Annotated in this window: 14 protein-coding genes and 1 pseudogene; all 15 read right to left on the bottom strand. The window is 67.8% G+C overall.

Going from position 1 to position 16,641, the window contains the following annotated elements; translation table 11 throughout:
- Positions 1-366 precede the first annotated feature (366 nt).
- Positions 367-1,140, bottom strand: coding sequence for a flagellar brake protein (locus tag EKL94_RS20135; RefSeq protein WP_049437805.1), 774 nt, complete (start codon positions 1,138-1,140; stop codon positions 367-369).
- A gap of 205 nt (positions 1,141-1,345) precedes the next feature.
- Positions 1,346-3,595, bottom strand: coding sequence for a methyl-accepting chemotaxis protein (locus tag EKL94_RS20130; RefSeq protein ID WP_126930407.1), 2,250 nt, complete (start codon positions 3,593-3,595; stop codon positions 1,346-1,348).
- Between the two features lie 357 nt (positions 3,596-3,952).
- Entirely contained in the window at positions 3,953-5,941 is a 1,989-nt protein-coding gene (locus EKL94_RS20125) for a chemotaxis protein CheA (protein WP_126930406.1), read from the bottom strand.
- Between the two features lie 45 nt (positions 5,942-5,986).
- Positions 5,987-6,352 (bottom strand): response regulator, encoded by a 366-nt coding sequence (locus tag EKL94_RS20120; protein WP_005409521.1) that lies wholly within the window; start codon positions 6,350-6,352, stop codon positions 5,987-5,989.
- Positions 6,349-6,657 (bottom strand): STAS domain-containing protein, encoded by a 309-nt coding sequence (locus EKL94_RS20115; RefSeq protein ID WP_126930405.1) that lies wholly within the window; start codon positions 6,655-6,657, stop codon positions 6,349-6,351. Before EKL94_RS20115 ends, EKL94_RS20120 begins: the two co-directional genes overlap by 4 nt.
- Positions 6,658-6,948: 291 nt before the next feature.
- Positions 6,949-8,028, bottom strand: a complete 1,080-nt coding sequence (locus tag EKL94_RS20110; RefSeq protein ID WP_126930404.1) for a chemotaxis protein CheW — start codon at positions 8,026-8,028, stop codon at positions 6,949-6,951.
- On the bottom strand, positions 8,025-8,807 hold the full coding sequence (locus EKL94_RS20105; RefSeq protein ID WP_126930403.1) for a ParA family protein: 783 nt from the start codon (positions 8,805-8,807) through the stop codon (positions 8,025-8,027). Before EKL94_RS20105 ends, EKL94_RS20110 begins: the two co-directional genes overlap by 4 nt.
- Before the next feature lie 4 nt (positions 8,808-8,811).
- Positions 8,812-9,828 carry a flagellar motor protein MotD gene (gene motD, locus EKL94_RS20100; RefSeq protein ID WP_126930402.1) on the bottom strand — a complete coding sequence of 339 codons (1,017 nt, stop codon included), beginning with the start codon at positions 9,826-9,828 and terminating at the stop codon, positions 8,812-8,814.
- Position 9,829: 1 nt separating this feature from the next.
- Positions 9,830-10,570 (bottom strand): flagellar motor protein, encoded by a 741-nt coding sequence (locus EKL94_RS20095; RefSeq protein ID WP_126930401.1) that lies wholly within the window; start codon positions 10,568-10,570, stop codon positions 9,830-9,832.
- Between the two features lie 101 nt (positions 10,571-10,671).
- Positions 10,672-12,504 (bottom strand): chemotaxis protein CheA, encoded by a 1,833-nt coding sequence (locus tag EKL94_RS20090; protein WP_126930400.1) that lies wholly within the window; start codon positions 12,502-12,504, stop codon positions 10,672-10,674.
- A gap of 2 nt (positions 12,505-12,506) precedes the next feature.
- Positions 12,507-13,112 carry a protein phosphatase CheZ gene (locus EKL94_RS20085; RefSeq protein WP_010482455.1) on the bottom strand — a complete coding sequence of 202 codons (606 nt, stop codon included), beginning with the start codon at positions 13,110-13,112 and terminating at the stop codon, positions 12,507-12,509.
- Positions 13,112-13,504 carry a chemotaxis response regulator CheY gene (gene cheY, locus EKL94_RS20080; RefSeq protein ID WP_006365466.1) on the bottom strand — a complete coding sequence of 131 codons (393 nt, stop codon included), beginning with the start codon at positions 13,502-13,504 and terminating at the stop codon, positions 13,112-13,114. Before cheY ends, EKL94_RS20085 begins: the two co-directional genes overlap by 1 nt.
- 57 nt (positions 13,505-13,561) lie before the next feature.
- Positions 13,562-14,305 carry an RNA polymerase sigma factor FliA gene (locus EKL94_RS20075; RefSeq protein ID WP_049401180.1) on the bottom strand — a complete coding sequence of 248 codons (744 nt, stop codon included), beginning with the start codon at positions 14,303-14,305 and terminating at the stop codon, positions 13,562-13,564.
- Positions 14,302-15,189, bottom strand: a complete 888-nt coding sequence (locus tag EKL94_RS20070) for a MinD/ParA family ATP-binding protein (RefSeq protein WP_049401182.1) — start codon at positions 15,187-15,189, stop codon at positions 14,302-14,304. The genes EKL94_RS20075 and EKL94_RS20070 overlap by 4 nt, the downstream gene beginning before the upstream one ends.
- Positions 15,176-16,306 (bottom strand): annotated as a pseudogene (gene flhF / locus EKL94_RS20065) (flagellar biosynthesis protein FlhF); the annotation flags it as partial. The gene EKL94_RS20070 and the pseudogene flhF, both read right to left, overlap by 14 nt.
- Positions 16,307-16,641: the final 335 nt, after the last annotated feature.

The raw sequence follows: 16,641 nt of genomic DNA, 5'->3' as shown, positions 1-16,641 counted from the left end.
TTTTTTTATTTTTTATAGTTTTTTGTTTTTTTTTTTTTTTTGAAATGGACAGGGAGGCGAGAGAGTACACCATGCGAGGTTCTTCGGTGGACGCGAATGTGTAAAAGAGACGAGGGCATCCACGCATGGCGTGGATCTACCGGGGAGGGTGGGGCATCCATGCATGGCGTGGATCTACCGGAGAGGGTGGGGCATCCACGCATGGCGTGGGTCAACCGGGGAAGGTGAGGGCATCCACGCATGGCGTGGATATGCCGGGGGCCGGATCGGCCCCGGATGGGTAGTGCCGGCCGCTGGCCGGCAATGGCAGCTCCCGCGTTGGCGCCAGGTTGCCGGCCAGCGGCCGGCACTACCGGTCGGGCGGCCTTACAGCTCGCCGTTGCGGCGTGCCTTGCGCTGGCGGTCGATGCGGAAGATGTAGCGCTGGATGGCGCTGTCGGCGCCACGCGGCAGGATGTCGAAGCGCATTCCCACGCGCTTGATCTCGATGCCGTTGGGTTGGCGCTGCGGCAGCAGGTTGCAGACGACCAGCTCGATCTCCAGGTCCGGGCCGTCGGGCAGCGACAGCACCGCCGGATAGCGCTTCTGCAGGCTGAACACCGCGCAGTCGGTAGGCACGGCCACCGCCAGGCCGCCGCCACTGATGTCCACCACCCGCATCGACAGCGCTTCGGCGCGGCTCTCGCCGGCGGGGATCAGCAGCTGGGGCGAATCGGTGACTGGCGTCTCCAGCCGATACATCTCACGTCGTTGCAGATGGACCAGCTCGTCCGGTAGCGGGGCACGGAAGGCGACGTGGCCGTCGTTGTCCACACGCTGCAGTGCCTGCAGGCGGAACCGCACCAGCACGCGTTCGAGCTGGGCGAAGCACAGCAGATGGTCGGCCTGTTCGGCGGCGCGGTTGGACGCCTCCTGCGGGCTGCCATCGAGCAGCAGGGTGTCTTCGTCCTCGTCGAGCTCAAGCAGCGCGGTCGGGAACGAGCGGTCGCGGCCGTCGATATGCGCATTGATCAGTGATCGCTGATCGATCAGCGATCGCAGCAGCTGCCGCAGCTGGCGCGGATTGCGGACCAGGAAACGTTCGTCAGCGGCATCAGCCGCGTGGACATCATGCACTGCAGTGTCGTTGCCGTCGGACATGGAATCTACGGTCAGGGGCGGGCGCCAGCACGCGTTGGCGCGAGGCTCGATGGGGATATCGGCCACTGTGCCGGATTATGAAGTGAGAATTGCATCACTTTCCATGCGTCCGGGGTCGGATCCCTTTCCCGAAGGAAAGGGATCCTGGCCCATGGCCCGCCGCGCAGGTGGATCCACGCCATGCGCGGATGCGTTCCGCGTGGGGTCAGAACTCCTGCCAGTCGCCGTCCGCAGCCAGTGCGGGCTGCGCCGCCGATGCACGCAGCGCACGAGCGGGGGCGGGCCTGGCAGCCGGCGCGGCGGCCGCCACCTGGCGTGGCAGCGGTGCGGTGGTCAGGCGTGCCGGCGCGGCGGTGGCGCCCTGTGATGCCAGCCGGAAGCGGGCCACGGCTTCACCCAGCTGCACGGCCTGGTCTTCCATCGCACGCGCGGCAGCGGTTGCTTCCTCCACCAGCGCAGCGTTCTGCTGGGTGGTTTCGTCCATCTGCACCACGGTCTGGTTGACCTGCTCGATGCCGGCGCTCTGTTCCTGCGAAGCCGCAGAGATCTCGGCCATGATGTCGGTTACGCGCTGCACCGAGGCGACGATCTCGCCCATGGTGCTGCCGGCCTGGTGCACCAGGCTGGAGCCTTCGGCGACCTTGCCGACCGAATCATCGATCAGGCCCTTGATCTCCTTGGCGGCGGCGGCCGAGCGCTGGGCGAGGGTACGCACTTCGCTGGCGACCACGGCGAAGCCGCGGCCCTGTTCACCGGCACGCGCGGCTTCCACGGCGGCGTTCAGCGCCAGGATGTTGGTCTGGAAGGCGATGCCGTCGATGACGCTGATGATCTCGGCGATCTTCTTCGACGAGGCTTCGATGGCCGACATCGTGCTGACCACCTGGCCGACCACTTCACCGCCCTGCGAGGCGACGCCATGCGCGCCGATGGCGAGCTGGTTGGCCTGGCGGGCGTGCTCGGCGTTCTGGCGCACGGTGGAGGTCAGTTCCTCCATCGAGGCAGCGGTTTCTTCCAGGTTGGCGGCCTGCTGCTCGGTACGGCGCGACAGGTCGCTGTTGCCCGATGCGATCTCGCCGGCGGCCAGGGTGATGCTGCCGGCGCTGGCCTGGATCTGGCCGACGATCTGGGTCAGCTGTGCAACGGTGGTGTTGGCGTCGTCACGCATGCGTGCGAACACGCCGTTGAACTGGCCGTCCATGCGTGCGGTCAGGTCGCCGGCGGCGATCGACTGCAGCAGCTGCGAGAGCTGGCCGAGGTTGCCGTCGGCGACCTGCATCATGCTGTTGAGCTGCTCGATCATCACGCGGAAATCGTGATCGAAACGCTGCGCATCACCGCGCTGGCTGAAGTCGCCGGCGGCGGCGGCCGAGGCCAGCTGCTGGATCTGCGTGTTGATGGCCAGCAGGCTGGCCTTGGCCGCATCCATCGACTCGTGCAGGATCGCGCGGCTGCCTGGCAGGCGGCGTGCGTCCGGAGCGAGGTTGCCGGTGGCGTACTGGTTGAGCACGTCGATGGCATCGCGGATCGAGTCGAGATGTTCGAAGATGACCGTGTTGATGCCGCTGGCCAGCTGTCCATAGACGCCCGGGAAGTCTTCCGGAATGCGGTGGCTGATGTCCGGGCCGGCGTGCATCTGCGCCATCAGCTGGGTCTGCTCGGAGAAGCGGCGCAGCATCGCGGTCATTTCGGTGGTGGCCGCCAGCATGCGGCCAGCCTCGTCCTTGCCGGTGCTCTGGGTGGTGACGCTGAGGTCGCCGCGTGCGACGGCCTGGATGGCGTTCACGGCCTTGCCGAGCGGGCCGACCACGGCGCGCGAGATGACCACCGCCAGGGTTGCGGCGACCACAACCAGCAGTACGACGGCGGCAATGATCGCCAGCATGCTGTTGCGGTGGGTGGCATTGGCGTTGTCGATCTTGCCCTGCATCAGCGAGCTGCTGTACGCGCCCAGTGCCTTGAGGTCTTCAAAGGCCTTGCGGCGCAGCGGGCGCGACTGGTCGTCGGAGATCTGCCGTGCGACGACGCCATCGCCGGCGGTGGCCGCTTCGCGCAGCTTGGCATTGGCTGCGAAGTAGCCATCGACGTCGACCTGCACGGCGCGGTAGAGCTCGCGCTCCTTGGCGCCGGCCGGCAGCTTGGCGTACGCGGCCAGCTGTTCGCGCACGACGGCGGCGGTGTCGTCCATGCGCTTGTTGTAGTCGGCCACCTTCTCGGGCTGGTCCAGCATGCTCAGCTGGGCCAGCTCATAGGTGCGGAATTCACCCAGCTGCGAGCGCACTTCGCCGAGGTACTGCACGGACGGAATATCGTTGGAGGCCATCGCGCTCAGCTGCGCGTTGGCCTCGGACAGGCGGACCAGGGCGAAGGCACCCAGTACGACGGTCATCAGGGTGGTGAGGGTGAACCCCACGGCCAGCTTGCGGGCGATGGGCAGATCGTGGAACCACTTCATGCAGGGTGCTCCAGGTGGGCAGGGCGCCGGCGTCGTTGCGTCGGCTGGGGGTGGTTGCAGAGCGAACGGTGGTGCCCGGTGGGGGTTCGGTGACGGCCGTCAAAGCGAAATAGCGGCGCAGTTCGGATGGACTTTATGGACGCAGATCACATTCGGTTGCGTAGGGATGACGGCGCGAAAGTGCCGCCGTGGCGGGGCTTGCGCTTGCATGGCGTAGTTGCGCGCGAAACCGTCGCATTGACGGAGTTCACGGAATGCAGGGCGCTGTGGCTTGGGGTCAGATCCCTTGGCAGGGCGCGCGCAAACAAAAACCGCCGCCCCGAAGGGCGGCGGTCCAGTACACGCCTGCAGTGTGGATCAGGCGGCCTGCGGCATCCGCAGCGAACGCACCAGTCCGCCGATGTCGACGATCAGGGCCACACGGCCATCGCCAAGGATGGTGGCACCGGACACCCCGCCGATACGGCGGTAGTTGTTCTCGATGTTCTTCACCACCACCTGCTGCTGGCCGACCAGCTCGTCCACTTCCAGTGCGATCTTCTGGCCATCGCCTTCGACCACCACCACCAGCGATTCGCTGCCCGGTGCGCGGTCGCCGTAGCCGTAGTACTCGCTCAGCGACAGGATCGGCAGGTACTCACCGCGCACGCGCAGCACGCGGCCTTCGCCGGCCATGCTGCGGATGTCCTCGGCCTGCGGCTGCAGGGCCTCAAGCACATAAGCCAGCGGCAGGATCAGGGTTTCACCGGCCACCGCCACGGTCATGCCATCGAGGATGGCCAGGGTCAGTGGCAGGCGGATCAGCGTGCGGGTGCCGGCGCCGAGGCTGCTTTCGATCTGCACCTCGCCCCCCAGCGCCTGGATGTTGCGGCGGACCACGTCCATGCCGACGCCACGGCCGGACAGGTCGGTGACCGCATCGGCGGTGGAGAAACCAGGCTGGAAGATCAGGTCCCAGACTTGCGAATCGGTCGGGTTGTCCGGCACCACCAGGCCGCGTTCGTGGGCCTTGGCCAGGATCTTGGTGCGGTCGAGGCCGCGACCGTCGTCGCTGACTTCGATGACGATGTGGCCGCCCTGGTGCGAAGCCGCCAGGGTGATCGTGCCGGTCTCGTCCTTGCCCGCGCCGCGACGCACGTCCGGCATTTCCAGGCCGTGGTCGATCGAGTTGCGCACCAGGTGCACCAGCGGATCGGCGATCTTTTCGATCAGGCCCTTGTCCAGTTCGGTGCCTTCACCGACGGTGCGCAGGCGGACCTGCTTGCCAAGGCGGCTGGACAGATCGCGGACCAGGCGCGGGAAGCGGCGGAACACCGCATCGACCGGCAGCATGCGCACGCCGATCACCGCTTCCTGCAGGTCTCGCGTGTTGCGTTCAAGCTGGTCCAGGCCGGCGAACAGGCTCTCGGCGTGGACCGGGTCCAGTGCGTGCGAGACCTGCTTGAGCATGGCCTGGGTGATGACCAGTTCGCCGACCAGGTTGATCAGCGCATCGACCTTGTCGACGCTGACGCGGATCGAGGTTTCGGCTTCCTGGCCGCCACCGCTGCTGGCAGCGGCGGTGGGTGCCGCCGGTACAACGGCGGCCGGTGTGGAAGGGGCGGGTGTAGCAGCTGCCTCGGTGGCCAGGCTCGGCGGCGCGGCCGGACGGATGTCCAGTTCGCAGTCGTCCAGCACCCAGGCGAAAGTGTCTTCGATCTTGCTGCGCGGCACCTTGCCGACCAGGCCCAGGTCCCACGCCAGGTGGGCCTCGAGCGGGTCGAGCTGGGCGAAGCCCGGCAGGCGTTCCATGCGCGCGGCGACCTGCAGCGAACCGAGATGTTCCAGTTCGCGGATGATGCGCAGCGGGTCGTTGCCGCTCATGAACAGCGACGGTGCCGGAGTGAAACCGATCTGCCAGGCTTCCGGCGTGTCGTCCACCTTGGCTGCGGCGGCAGCCGGGGCACTCGCTGCGGCCTGGCCGGAAAGAACCGCTTCCAGCCGCGCCTTCACCGCAGCGACTGCAGCCGGATCGGCAGCCTGGCCGTGTTCGGCTTCGCGCAGCAGGGCGCGCAGCACGTCCACCGAGGACAGCATGGCGTCGACGGCGTGGCCTTCCAGTGCCCGCTTGCCGGCGCGCAGCTCATCGAGCAGCGTCTCCAGCACATGGGTCAGGCCGGCGATCGCGTCGAAGCCGAAGGTGCCGGCGCCGCCCTTGATCGAGTGGGCGGCGCGGAACACCGAATTGATGATCTCCGCGTCCTGCTGCCCCGATTCCAGGGCCAGCAGGCCAGCCTCCATCGCGTCGAGGCCTTCGCGGCTCTCCTCGAAGAAGGTGGCGTGGAAGCGTTGCAGGTCCATGCTCATGGCAGTGGTGGTCCGGAAGCGAAGAGGGGGAGCGGTGCGGGGCGATCAGCCCAGCACTTTCTGCACGGTGGCGACCAGCTGTTCCGGATTGAATGGCTTGACCAGCCAACCGGTAGCGCCGGCGGCCTTGCCTTCGGACTTCTTGTCGGCGGCCGACTCGGTGGTCAGCATCAGCAGCGGGGTGAACTTGTAGTCCGGCAGCTGGCGCAGTTCGCGGATCAGCGCGATGCCGTCCATGTTCGGCATGTTGACGTCGGTGACCACCGCATTGAAGCGCTGGCCCTTGGCGCGACCGAGCGCGACCGCGCCGTCTTCAGCTTCTTCGACGGCAAAACCGGCCGAGGTGAGGGCGAAGGACACCATCTGGCGCATCGACGCCGAATCGTCCACCACCAAGATACGTGCGCTCATGCAGCGTTCTCCACAGATTTCAGGTTGTCATGGGTTACGTCCAGGCCCAGGGCCTGGGTGACGCCCAGCAGGCGCGCGGCGTCACGGAAGGTTGCAGTGCAACCGTGGAAGCCGGTGCCCAGGCCTGCCTCGCGGCGGGCCTGCACGAACGCACACAGCACCTGCATGGCGGCCGTGTGGATGCGGGCGACCTGGCTTGCATCCAGGGTCAGCTCGCCTGCCTGCGCCACCAATGGGGCGAGGCGGTTCTTGAGCTCGGTAGTGCTCTCGATGCCGAGATCCCCACCCAGTTCGACAGTGCTCATCGTTGCTCCGGACAAACGGTTCCGTGATCCATAACGGCACCCCGGCGGGGTTCTTTAGGGGAATCGACGCGGTGCGCCGATGCGGTGTTGTTCGGGACGGGAGATGCCAATGCTGCGCATCGGCACCTGCCGTCCCCACTGCGTAGGCGCCGTTGCTGATGGAGGCGGATGCGACTTAATCCCCTCCGTCCCCTTTTTAATGGCGACGGCGCAGTGGGGACGTAAGGTGTTGATCCAACGGATCAACTCCTTGCGTCCCCGACAGGCAACGCGTCGGCGCAAAGCGCCGACTCAGCTCAATAACCGGGTGGCATCCAGCAGGATCATCGGGCGCTGGCTGACCCGGGCGACGCCACGGAACAGGTCGTTGGAGATCTGGCAGATGCGCGCGGTATCCGGCGGTTCGATCTGCGAATCGGTGAGGTTGGCGACATCTTCCACCGCCGACACGCGCAGGCCAATGGTCTCGCCGTCTTCCTCCAGAACCACGATGCGGGTCTGTGAGTCGTCTTCGGCGGCCGCCGCGCCCAGGTGCAGGCCGAGATCCATCACCGGCACCACCTGGCCACGCAGGTTCATGATGCCGAGCATCGCCGGCGCGGTGCCGCGCAACGGCAGCAGCGGCACCGGCAGCACCACTTCCTGCACCTTCAGCAGTTCCAGTGCATAGGCCTGGGTACCGCAGCGCAGGCGCAGCCAGCGCGAGGTGCGCTCGCCGGCGCGTCGGTTCTGCGGATGCGGACTGCTGGCGGGCCGGTGTGCCTGTGCCTGCAGTTCCTGCCAGCTGTTCGGACGGTTGCCTGCTGGCGCGTCCACGGCCACGCGCGGCGGCGGCGCGGCATCGTTGCGGGCCGCTGGAGCGGGTGCTGCCACTACGGCCGGTGGTGGCGCAGGAACGTCCTCGCCGCCGGCTGCGGCCTCGAACGCGGCCTGCAGGCCGGGGCTGTCGGTGTGGGCGAGGCGATGGCTGTCGGCCGGATCGGTCTCGTAGATCACTTCGTCCGGCAGATCGTCCCAGGTGGGTTCCGGACCTGCCTGGACGGCGGCCGGAGCAGGGGGCGTCTCGTGGATCACCTCGTCAGGCAGGTCATCCCAGGTCGGTTCTCGTTCGGGAGCGGCGACCGGCATTGCGGCGGCCTCGAAGGCGGCTTCGAGTGCTGCGTCGTCCTCTGCCGGGGCAGCAGCAACAGTCTCCGTTTCGTAGATCACTTCGGCCGGCAGATCGTCCCAGGTCGGCTCGCGTTCGGTGTCCGCTGCAATCACCGGGCACGCTTCGTCGCTGGCCGGCGGCGGTGCAACCGGTGGCGCCACGGCGATCGCTTCGCCCAGCAGTTCGTCCAGATAGTCGTCCAGTACGCCGGTGCTGTTCATGCGGCCTGCTCCAGGGCGCGGGCATCCTCGCCGAGGATCCAGTTCAGGGCGCGGCGATAGGCGGCCAGGCCGCGGCCCGGGTAGTCCTCGCCGACGCTTGGCAGGGTCAGGCCGGCGGCGTTGCTGATGCGGGTGTCGATCGGAATGGCGTCTTCCCACACGCGGGTGCCGTGACGATCCTGCATGGTGCGCAGCGACTCGTTGCCGGCGCGGGTGCGGCGGTCGAACAGGGTCGGCAGGATCGAGATCGGCAGCGGGCGGCGGCGCGAGCGCTCGACCATCTCGCCGGTGCGGACCATGCCATCCAGGCCATGCAGCGCCAGCGGCTCGGCCTGGGTGGGGATGATCAGGCGATCGGCTGCGGCCAGTGCGTTGATCATCAACAGGCCGAGGGTCGGTGCGCAGTCCAGCAGGATGTAGTCATGCTGGCCCTGGTGGCGCGCCAGAGCGTTCTGCAGGGCCAGGCCGAGGCCGGGCTGGTTGGCGCTGCGGCGCTCCAGTGTGGCCAGCGCGGACTGTGCACAGACGTAGTCCAGGCCGTGGATGTTGCTGGCATGGCACAGGCTGGAAAGATCGGCCGGCGGGGCGCCGAACAGTTCCAGTACGCCGGCCGGCGGCGGGTCCACCGGCACGCCGAAGGCGCGGCTGAGCGAGGCATGCGGATCGAGGTCGATCAGCAGCACGCGATGGCCGAGCGCGGCCAGGCCGCGGCCGAGGGCGAGGGTGGTGGTGGTCTTGCCGACTCCGCCCTTCTGGTTGGCGACTGCCCAGATGCGCATCGGTTTACTCCTTCATTGCCGGGGGAACGGCGGCGCCGACGCGACTGCCAGCCGGCACCGGCGGCAACTTCACCGGTGCGATGGGGGAGGTGGGGGCGGTAGCCGGAGTTGCCGCGGCTTGTTCGGTGTCGGTGCTTTGGGTGGCACCGGTGGCTGCATTCAGGCGCTGGCCAAGCGGGTCCACCGAATGCGAGGTGTCGGCCAGGATGATGACCATCACCCGACGGTTGCGGTTGCGACCCTGCGCGCTGTCGTTCTCTTCGCGCGGGCGGAACTGGCCGTAGCCGACCATCGCCAGCCGCGACGGCTGCACGCCCTGGTCGGCGAACAGGTGCACCACGCTGGCCGCACGCCCGGCCGACAGTTCCCAGTTCGACGGGAAGGTGGCGGTGGCAATCGGCACGTTGTCGGTGTGGCCTTCCACGCGCACGCTGTTTGGCACGTCACGCAGCACGTCGGCCAGGCTGGCCAGGGTCTGCCGCGCATGCACGTCCAGCGCCGCCGAGCCGGTGGGGAACAGGATGTCGCTGTTGATCTCGACTTCGATCCACAGCTCGGTGCGGCGCACGCTGATCATGCCGCGGTCGATCAACGGCGCCAGTGCGGCAGTGAGGCGGTCGGCGATGCTGTTGAGCTGGCGCTCGGCGCGCGCGATCTGCTCCTGGTTGTGCACCGACACCGGCATGCGCATCTGCGAAGCCATCGATGGCAGCAGGGTCGGGTCGTGCGACGGCGCAGGCGCCGAGGGCCCGATCTTGGTGCCGGACTTGATCACCGAGGGGCTGTCCCAGCCGCCACCCTGCACCTGTTTGTTACCCACCTGCACCGGATTGATGGTGCGCGGTGCGCCACCGAAGGCATCGGTCAGCGCGTCGGCCATGATCCGGTACTTGCCCTCGTTGACCGAGGAAATCGCGTACATGACCACGAAGAAGGCGAGCAGCAGCGTCATCAGGTCGGCATAGGGAATCGCCCATGCTTCGTGGTTGGCGTGCTCTTCGTGGTGCTTGCGGCGGGCCATGTCAGTGCAGGAAGCCGGAGAGGTTGGTTTCGATGTTGCGCGGGTTTTCGCCCTGGGCGATCGAGATCAGGCCTTCGATGACCATTTCGCGGTCGCGGGTGTTGTGCGAGATCACACTCTTGAGCTTGGCGGCAACCGGCAGGAACAGCAGGTTGGCCGAGGCGATGCCGTAGATGGTGGCGGTGAACGCAGCGGCGATGCCGTGGCCGAGCTTGCTCGGGTCGGCCAGGTTCTTCATCACCGCGATCAGGCCGAGCACGGCGCCGATGATGCCGAGGGTCGGGGCGTAGATGCCCATTGCTTCGAAGACCTTGGCGGCGGCCTGGTCCTGGTGTTCCTGGCTGCCCAGTTCGATTTCCAGCATGTGCCGCATCGATTCGGGTTCAACGCCGTCCACCAGCAGCTGCAGGCCCTTGCGCAGGAATGGGTCCTGCTGCGCTTCCACCTGCGATTCCAGGCCCAGCAGGCCCTGGCGGCGGGCGATGTTGCTCCACTCGACAATCTGCTGGATCAGTTCGCGGCGATCACTGTGCGGCGGGCGCACGACCCAGCGCACGATCTTGAAGGCATGCTTGAACACCGCCGGCGAGGTATGCAGCAGGATCGCGGCGACGGTGCCGACGATGACGATCACGAACGCCGCAGGCGACCACAACGACGCCAGGCCGGCGCCCTTGAGGATGCTGCCACCGACCAGCGAGGCCAGGGCGAGAAAGAGTCCAATGAGGCTGAGTCTATCCATGGTTCCGGTATCGGCGTGTATGAATGGGACTTGAGACACCGGTAGATCGCGTACAGACGGTAGTCACAGTTTTCGGGTCGCCGGGCATGGCCCGGCGGGGGTCATCGCAGCCCGTCCACGTCCAGGATCAGGGCCATGCGACCATCGCCGATCAAGGTTGCACCGGCATAACCGCGCAGGCCGCGCAGGGCTTTCGGCAGCGGCTTGATGACCACTTCCTCTCGCCCGCGCACCTGGTCCACGACCAGCCCGAAGCGCGCTTCGCCGGCCTGCAGCACTACGATGGTCAGCAGCGGCGAGGCGGCCGGCGTCACATCCAGCCACTGGCGCAGATCGACCAGCGGCAGGGTGTGCGAGCGGCGGTCGAGCACGGCACGGCCATCGAACCAGCCCAGCGACGTGCGCGGCGCGTGCAGCACTTCCATCACGCGGGCCAGGGGCAACGCGTAGACGTCCTCACCTGCCTGCACCAGCAGGGTCGGCAGGATCGCCAGGGTCAGCGGCACGCGGATCAGGAAGCGGCTGCCACGGCCCAGCTCCGACTGGATCTGGATCTGGCCGCTCAGTTCGCGGATGCGTGACTGCACCACGTCCATGCCGACGCCGCGGCCGGAGATGTCGGTGACCTGCTGCTTGGTCGAGAAGCCCGGCAGGAACACCAGATGCAGGCATTCCTCGCTGCTCAGGCGGGCGGCCGCTTCGGGATCGATCAGGCCCTTCTCGCGCGCCTTGGCACGCAGCTTTTCCGGGTCGATGCCGGCGCCATCGTCCTGCACCTCGATGCTGACGTAGTCGCCTTCCTGCTGTGCCGACAGCCGCACGTGGCCCATCCTCGGCTTGCCTTGCGCCTCGCGCAGGTCGGGCATTTCCACGCCATGGTCGATGGCGTTGCGGACCAGGTGCACCAGCGGGTCGGCCAGCGCTTCAACCAGATTGCGGTCGAGCTCGGTCTCGGCGCCGATCAGTTCCAGGTCCACTTCCTTCTTCAGCGAGCGGGCGACGTCTCGGGCAACCTTGGGGAAGCGCGAGAAGACCTTGCCCACCGGCTGCATGCGGGTACGCATCACCGCCGACTGCAGGCGGGCCGTGGCGATGTCCAGGGTGGACACGGCGCGGTCCAGCTCTTCATCGCGCAGGCGTGCACGCAGGGTCTTGAGCCGATTGCGTGACAGCACCAGTTCGCCGATCAGGTTGACGATCGCGTCCAGGCGCTTGGTGTCCACGCGTACCGTGTGTTCGGCCTCGGCCAGCGGCTTGGCAGCCGGCTTTGCCACCGGTGCCGGTGCGGCGACCGGTCGCGGGGCTGCAACCGGCGCCGGCGCTGCGGCAGCGGCAGGCTTGGTGCCCGGTGCGGCGCCACCGTGCAGCTGGTCGAGCAGGGCTTCGAACTCGTCTTCGCTGATCAGTCCATCATCGGCCTTCTTCGCCGGCGCGACCGCGGTCGGCGCGTTGCCACCATGCAGCTGGTCGAGCAGAGCCTCGAATTCGTCGTCGGTGATCAGGTCGCTGCCACCCGCGGCAGGTGCTGCGGCGGCGGCGGGTGCCGCCACGGCACCGCCGTGCACGTCGAACTGGGCGATCAGGTCCGGCGGTGCATAGCCCGGCTCGGTGCCGGAGGAAACCGCATCCAGCATCGACTGCAGGTAGTCCAGCGATTGCTGGGCCGCGTCAAAGTGGTGGGCCTGCAGCACCGCCTGGCCGGCACGCGCGGCGCCCAGCGCTTCTTCAGCGGCATGGCACAGTTCGACCATGGCGGTGACGCCGAGGAAGCCGGCGCCGCCCTTGAGCGTGTGATAGCCGCGGAACACCGCGTTGAGCTGATCGCTGTCCTGCGGTGCCTGCTCCAGCGACACCAGCTGTTCGCCGAGGCGATCCAGGATCTCCTGTGCCTCGATGATGAAATCGGCAGTGATGTCGTCGGATACCGCGCTCATGCTTACAGCCCCAGATCCGACAACAGGTCGTCGGCGTCGTTCTGCGAGACCGCGTGGCGGTCCAGTCCCTTCAGTGCCGGCCCGGCCAGTTCCGGGTCGGTGCGATGCTGTTCCGGCGGCAGGCCGAGCGCGCCGAAGCCTTCGTGCACGCGGCGGACGATGCCGACCACGCGACGGATGATCTGCCCGGTCAGGTCCTGGTAGCTCTGGGTCAGGGCGATCTCGGTCAGGTTGTGGCGGATGCGCTCGAGCTGCGCGTCCTGGCCCGGCTGCAGGCCTTCGGCGCGCAGCTGTTCGGTCAGGCTGCGGCATTCCTCGGCCAGGTCCAGGGTGCGGTGCGTGGCCTGTTCGGTCATCGCCACCACGTGGTCCAGGCGTGCGCAGGCATCGTCCAGTTCGCCGGCTTCGCTGGGTACGGTCGGCAGTTCACCCAGCGCCTGTCCCAGTTCGCGGGCCAGCCGCGAAAGACCGCTCATCATCGGCTGCGTGCGCAGCGCGACCAGTCCGTCGATGCGCTGCCGCCAGGCGGCCTCGTCACCGGACTCGAGTGCGTCCAGGGCTTCCTGCAGGCGCAGGGCGAGGGCGCTCTTGTCGACCGTGGTATCCATCAGGCGCTGGCCGCCAGGCGTTCGAAGATCTTGCCGAGTTTCTCTTCCAGCGTCTGCGCGGTGAACGGCTTGATGATGTAGCCGTTCACGCCGCTCTGGGCGGCTTCGATGATCTGCTCGCGCTTGGCTTCTGCCGTGACCATCAGCACCGGCAGGGTCTTCAGCTTGGCATCGGCACGGATTGCCTTGAGCAGTTCGATGCCGGTCATCACTGGCATGTTCCAGTCGGTGACCACGAAATCGAACGGCTGGCTCTGCAGCAGCGACAGCGCGGCATGCCCGTCCTCGGCTTCGGCGGTATTGGTGAAGCCCAGATCGCCCAGCAGGTTCTTGACGATTCGACGCATGGTCGAGAAGTCGTCGACGATCAGGATGCGCATGTTCTTGTTCAAAGCAGAATTCCTTTGTTGTTCATTCCGGACGGCCGGGGGCAGCCGCCTCGGGGATGTTCATTCTTCGAGGCCTGCATCGGCAGCCTCGAACAGCTTCAGCCGGCCCCGCAGACGCAGTACCGCCTGGCCGTGTATCTGGCAGACCCGCGACTCGCTCACGCCGAGCACCGCGCCGATTTCCTTGAGGTTCAGTTCCTGCTCGTAGTACAGCGAGAGCACCAGTTGTTCGCGCTCGGGCAGGTGGCCGATGGCCTTGCCCAGCTCGCGACCGAATTCGCCGCGCTCCAGCACCTGCTGCGGGGTCGGGCCACCCTGGGCGACGGTGTCCAGCTCGCCCTGGTCCTCGATGCGCGATTCCAGGCTCAGCACCTGGCCACGTGCAGCGTCTTCCATCAGCCGCAGGTACTCGGGCAGCGGCATCTCCATTGCGGCGGCCACTTCGGTGGCGCTGGCGGCACGGCCACTGCTCTGTTCCAGGCGGCGGATGGTGGCGGCGGCATCACGTGCACGGCGGTGCACCGAGCGCGGCACCCAGTCGCCACGGCGGATCTCATCGATCATCGAACCGCGGATGCGGATCGAGGCGTAGGTCTCGAACGAAGCACCCTGGTCGGCGTCATAGCTGCGCGACGCTTCGATCAGGCCCATCATGCCGGCCTGGATCAGGTCGTCGACCTCGACGCTGGCCGGCAGGCGCGCGGCCAGGTGGTGGGCGATGCGCCGCACCAGGTCCGAATGCTGGGCGATGACTTCGTTCGCCGCCGAGCGCTGCACTTCCCTGTACTGGGCTGCGCCTTTCATGCCGTCACCCCACGCTGCTTGAGGATGCGTTCGAGGAAGAACTCGACGCCGCCACGCGGTTCGGTCGGCGCCTGCCAGCGCGCGGTACGGCGCGCGATCTCGGTGATCGCCAGCGCCGCCGGGCTGGACGGGTAGGCCTTCACTACCGGCTGCTGGCGCTGCACCGACAGGCGCAGCCAATCGTCCTGCGGCACGCAGCCGAGGTAGTTCAGCGAGACATCGGCAAGGAACTTCTCGCAGACGCGGGTCAGCTTTTCGTACAGCACGCGGCCCTCGTTCGGGTCGCGCACCATGTTGGCCACCACCTGGATGCGGTCCACGCCGCGCTCGCGCGACAGCACCTTGATCAGTGCGTAGGCGTCGGTGATCGAGGCCGGCTCGTCACAGACCACCACCACGGTGTCCTGTGCGGCCTGGCAGAAGGTCAGCACGCCATCGGTGATGCCCGCGGCAGTGTCCACCACCATGATGTCCAGCTCGCGCTCCAGCTCGGAGAACACGTTGACCAGGCCAACGTGCTCAGCCGGGGCCAGCTCGGCCATGTGGCGGCGGCCGGACGCGGCCGGGACCACCAGCACGCCGTTCGGGCCTTCGACGATGACGTCATCCAGCGTGCAGCGGCCGGCGACCAGGTCGGCCAGCGTAAAGGTGGGGTTCAGGCCCAGGATCACGTCGATGTTGGCCAGGCCGAGGTCGGCGTCCAGTAGCAGCGTGCGCTTGCCCATGCCTGCCAGCGCCACGGCCAGGTTGGCCGAAACGTTGGTCTTGCCCACGCCGCCCTTGCCGCCAGTGACGGCAATGGTGCGCACAGGGCCGAGCGGCTCGCTGCGGGTGGCCGACAGCGGGAAGGTCTTGGTCAGCTTGGCGTACTCACGCGACGGCATGGTTCAACTCCGGGTTGCAGGGCATATCGGCCGCGCGGCGCAAATCTTCAAGGCGAAGTACGAGATTGGCTGCACTGGCCCGGTGCAGGTCCTCCGGAACGTCCTGGCCATCGGTCACCCAGGTGATCGGCAGGGCGTGGTCCACGGCCACCGACAGGGCGTTGCCGAAGCGGCCGGTCTCGTCCAGCTTGCTCAGTACCAGGCCCTGCAGGTTGGCGGCGCCGAAGCGGCGGACCACCTCGTCCATGTCGCCGAAGCTGGTGTTGGCCGGCAGCACCAGCAGGGTGCGCACCTGGCGGGCAGCACGCAGCCACTGCAGCTGGGCGGCCAGTGCGCGGTCGCGCGGGCCCAGGCCGGCGGTGTCGATCAGTACCAGCTTGTAGTCCTTCAGGCGTTCCAGCAGATGGTCCAGGTCGGTGCCGCTGTTGGCCTCGTGCACCGCGATGCCGAGCTGGCGGCCGTAGCCGTACAGCTGCTCGCGGGCACCGATGCGGGTGGTGTCGGTGGTGACCAGGGCGACGTCACGCGGCGCGTGCTTCTCGGCGAAGCGCGAGGCCAGCTTGGCGATGGTGGTGGTCTTGCCGGCGCCGGTCGGGCCCACGAGGGCGATCACGCCGCCTTCTTCCAGCGGGTCGACCGGGGCGATCGGCAGCTTGCGCGAAATCAGCCCCAGCATCAGGCCGCGGCCGCGGTGGGCCTCGGTCTCCAGCGGGATCTGCATGGCCACGTCGCGGGCCAGGCCGGCGTCGAAGCCGTACTCGTCCATCAGGTCCAGCGCAGTGGCGCGCACCGGGCAACCGCGCAGGCGCTCGTCGGTGAAGCGGTTCATTTCGCGCTCGATCACATGGCGCATGCCCGCCACTTCCTGGCGCAGCTGGCGGATCTCGGCGTCGTCCTGGGCGACCACGGTCAGTGTGGGTGCCGGGGTCAGCATGGGGGTCGGGCCGGTTTCGTCACTGGCTTCAGCCGGTGCCGGTTCGCTGGCGGCGATTCCCGGCTGGGCGGCGGCCACAGCAGCGGTCGGCAGCGGCGGCGGCTGCACCGTCGGGGCCGGGCTTTCGTGATCCGCAGCCTGCGGCGGATCGATCTGGAAGTGGGCGCGGTTGGCCGGCACGGCGTTGGCAGGTGCCGGTGCAACGGGGGCCTCGGCAAACGGAGCGAAGATCTGTTCCGGCAGCGCCGGTTCGTTGACGGCGGCACGCGCCAGGGTGGCGGCGAAGCCGGTGCTGCCGCGGGTCGGCACGATCTCGTCGGCGCTGTCCAGGGTGCGGCCGGTGGCGCCGACCGCAGCGCGGGCGAGGGCGGCCACCGCCGAGGGGGTGGCGGCGACCGGTTCCGGGGCCGGGGGGGTGCTGGGGCGGTCCCTTTTACCCACACCCGTCCCCGGCGGAGGGGGCCCAACCCCTAAGCCGGTTTCTGCGGTGGTAAAAAAAAATGACGAACAGACGGTCG

The sequence above is a fragment of the Stenotrophomonas maltophilia genome (genome assembly GCF_003970865.1).
In the GTDB taxonomy this organism is placed as follows: Bacteria; Pseudomonadota; Gammaproteobacteria; order Xanthomonadales; family Xanthomonadaceae; genus Stenotrophomonas; species Stenotrophomonas maltophilia_AR.
Note: the sequence above shows the minus strand (reverse complement) of the source record. Positions and strands in the feature narration are given on the sequence as shown.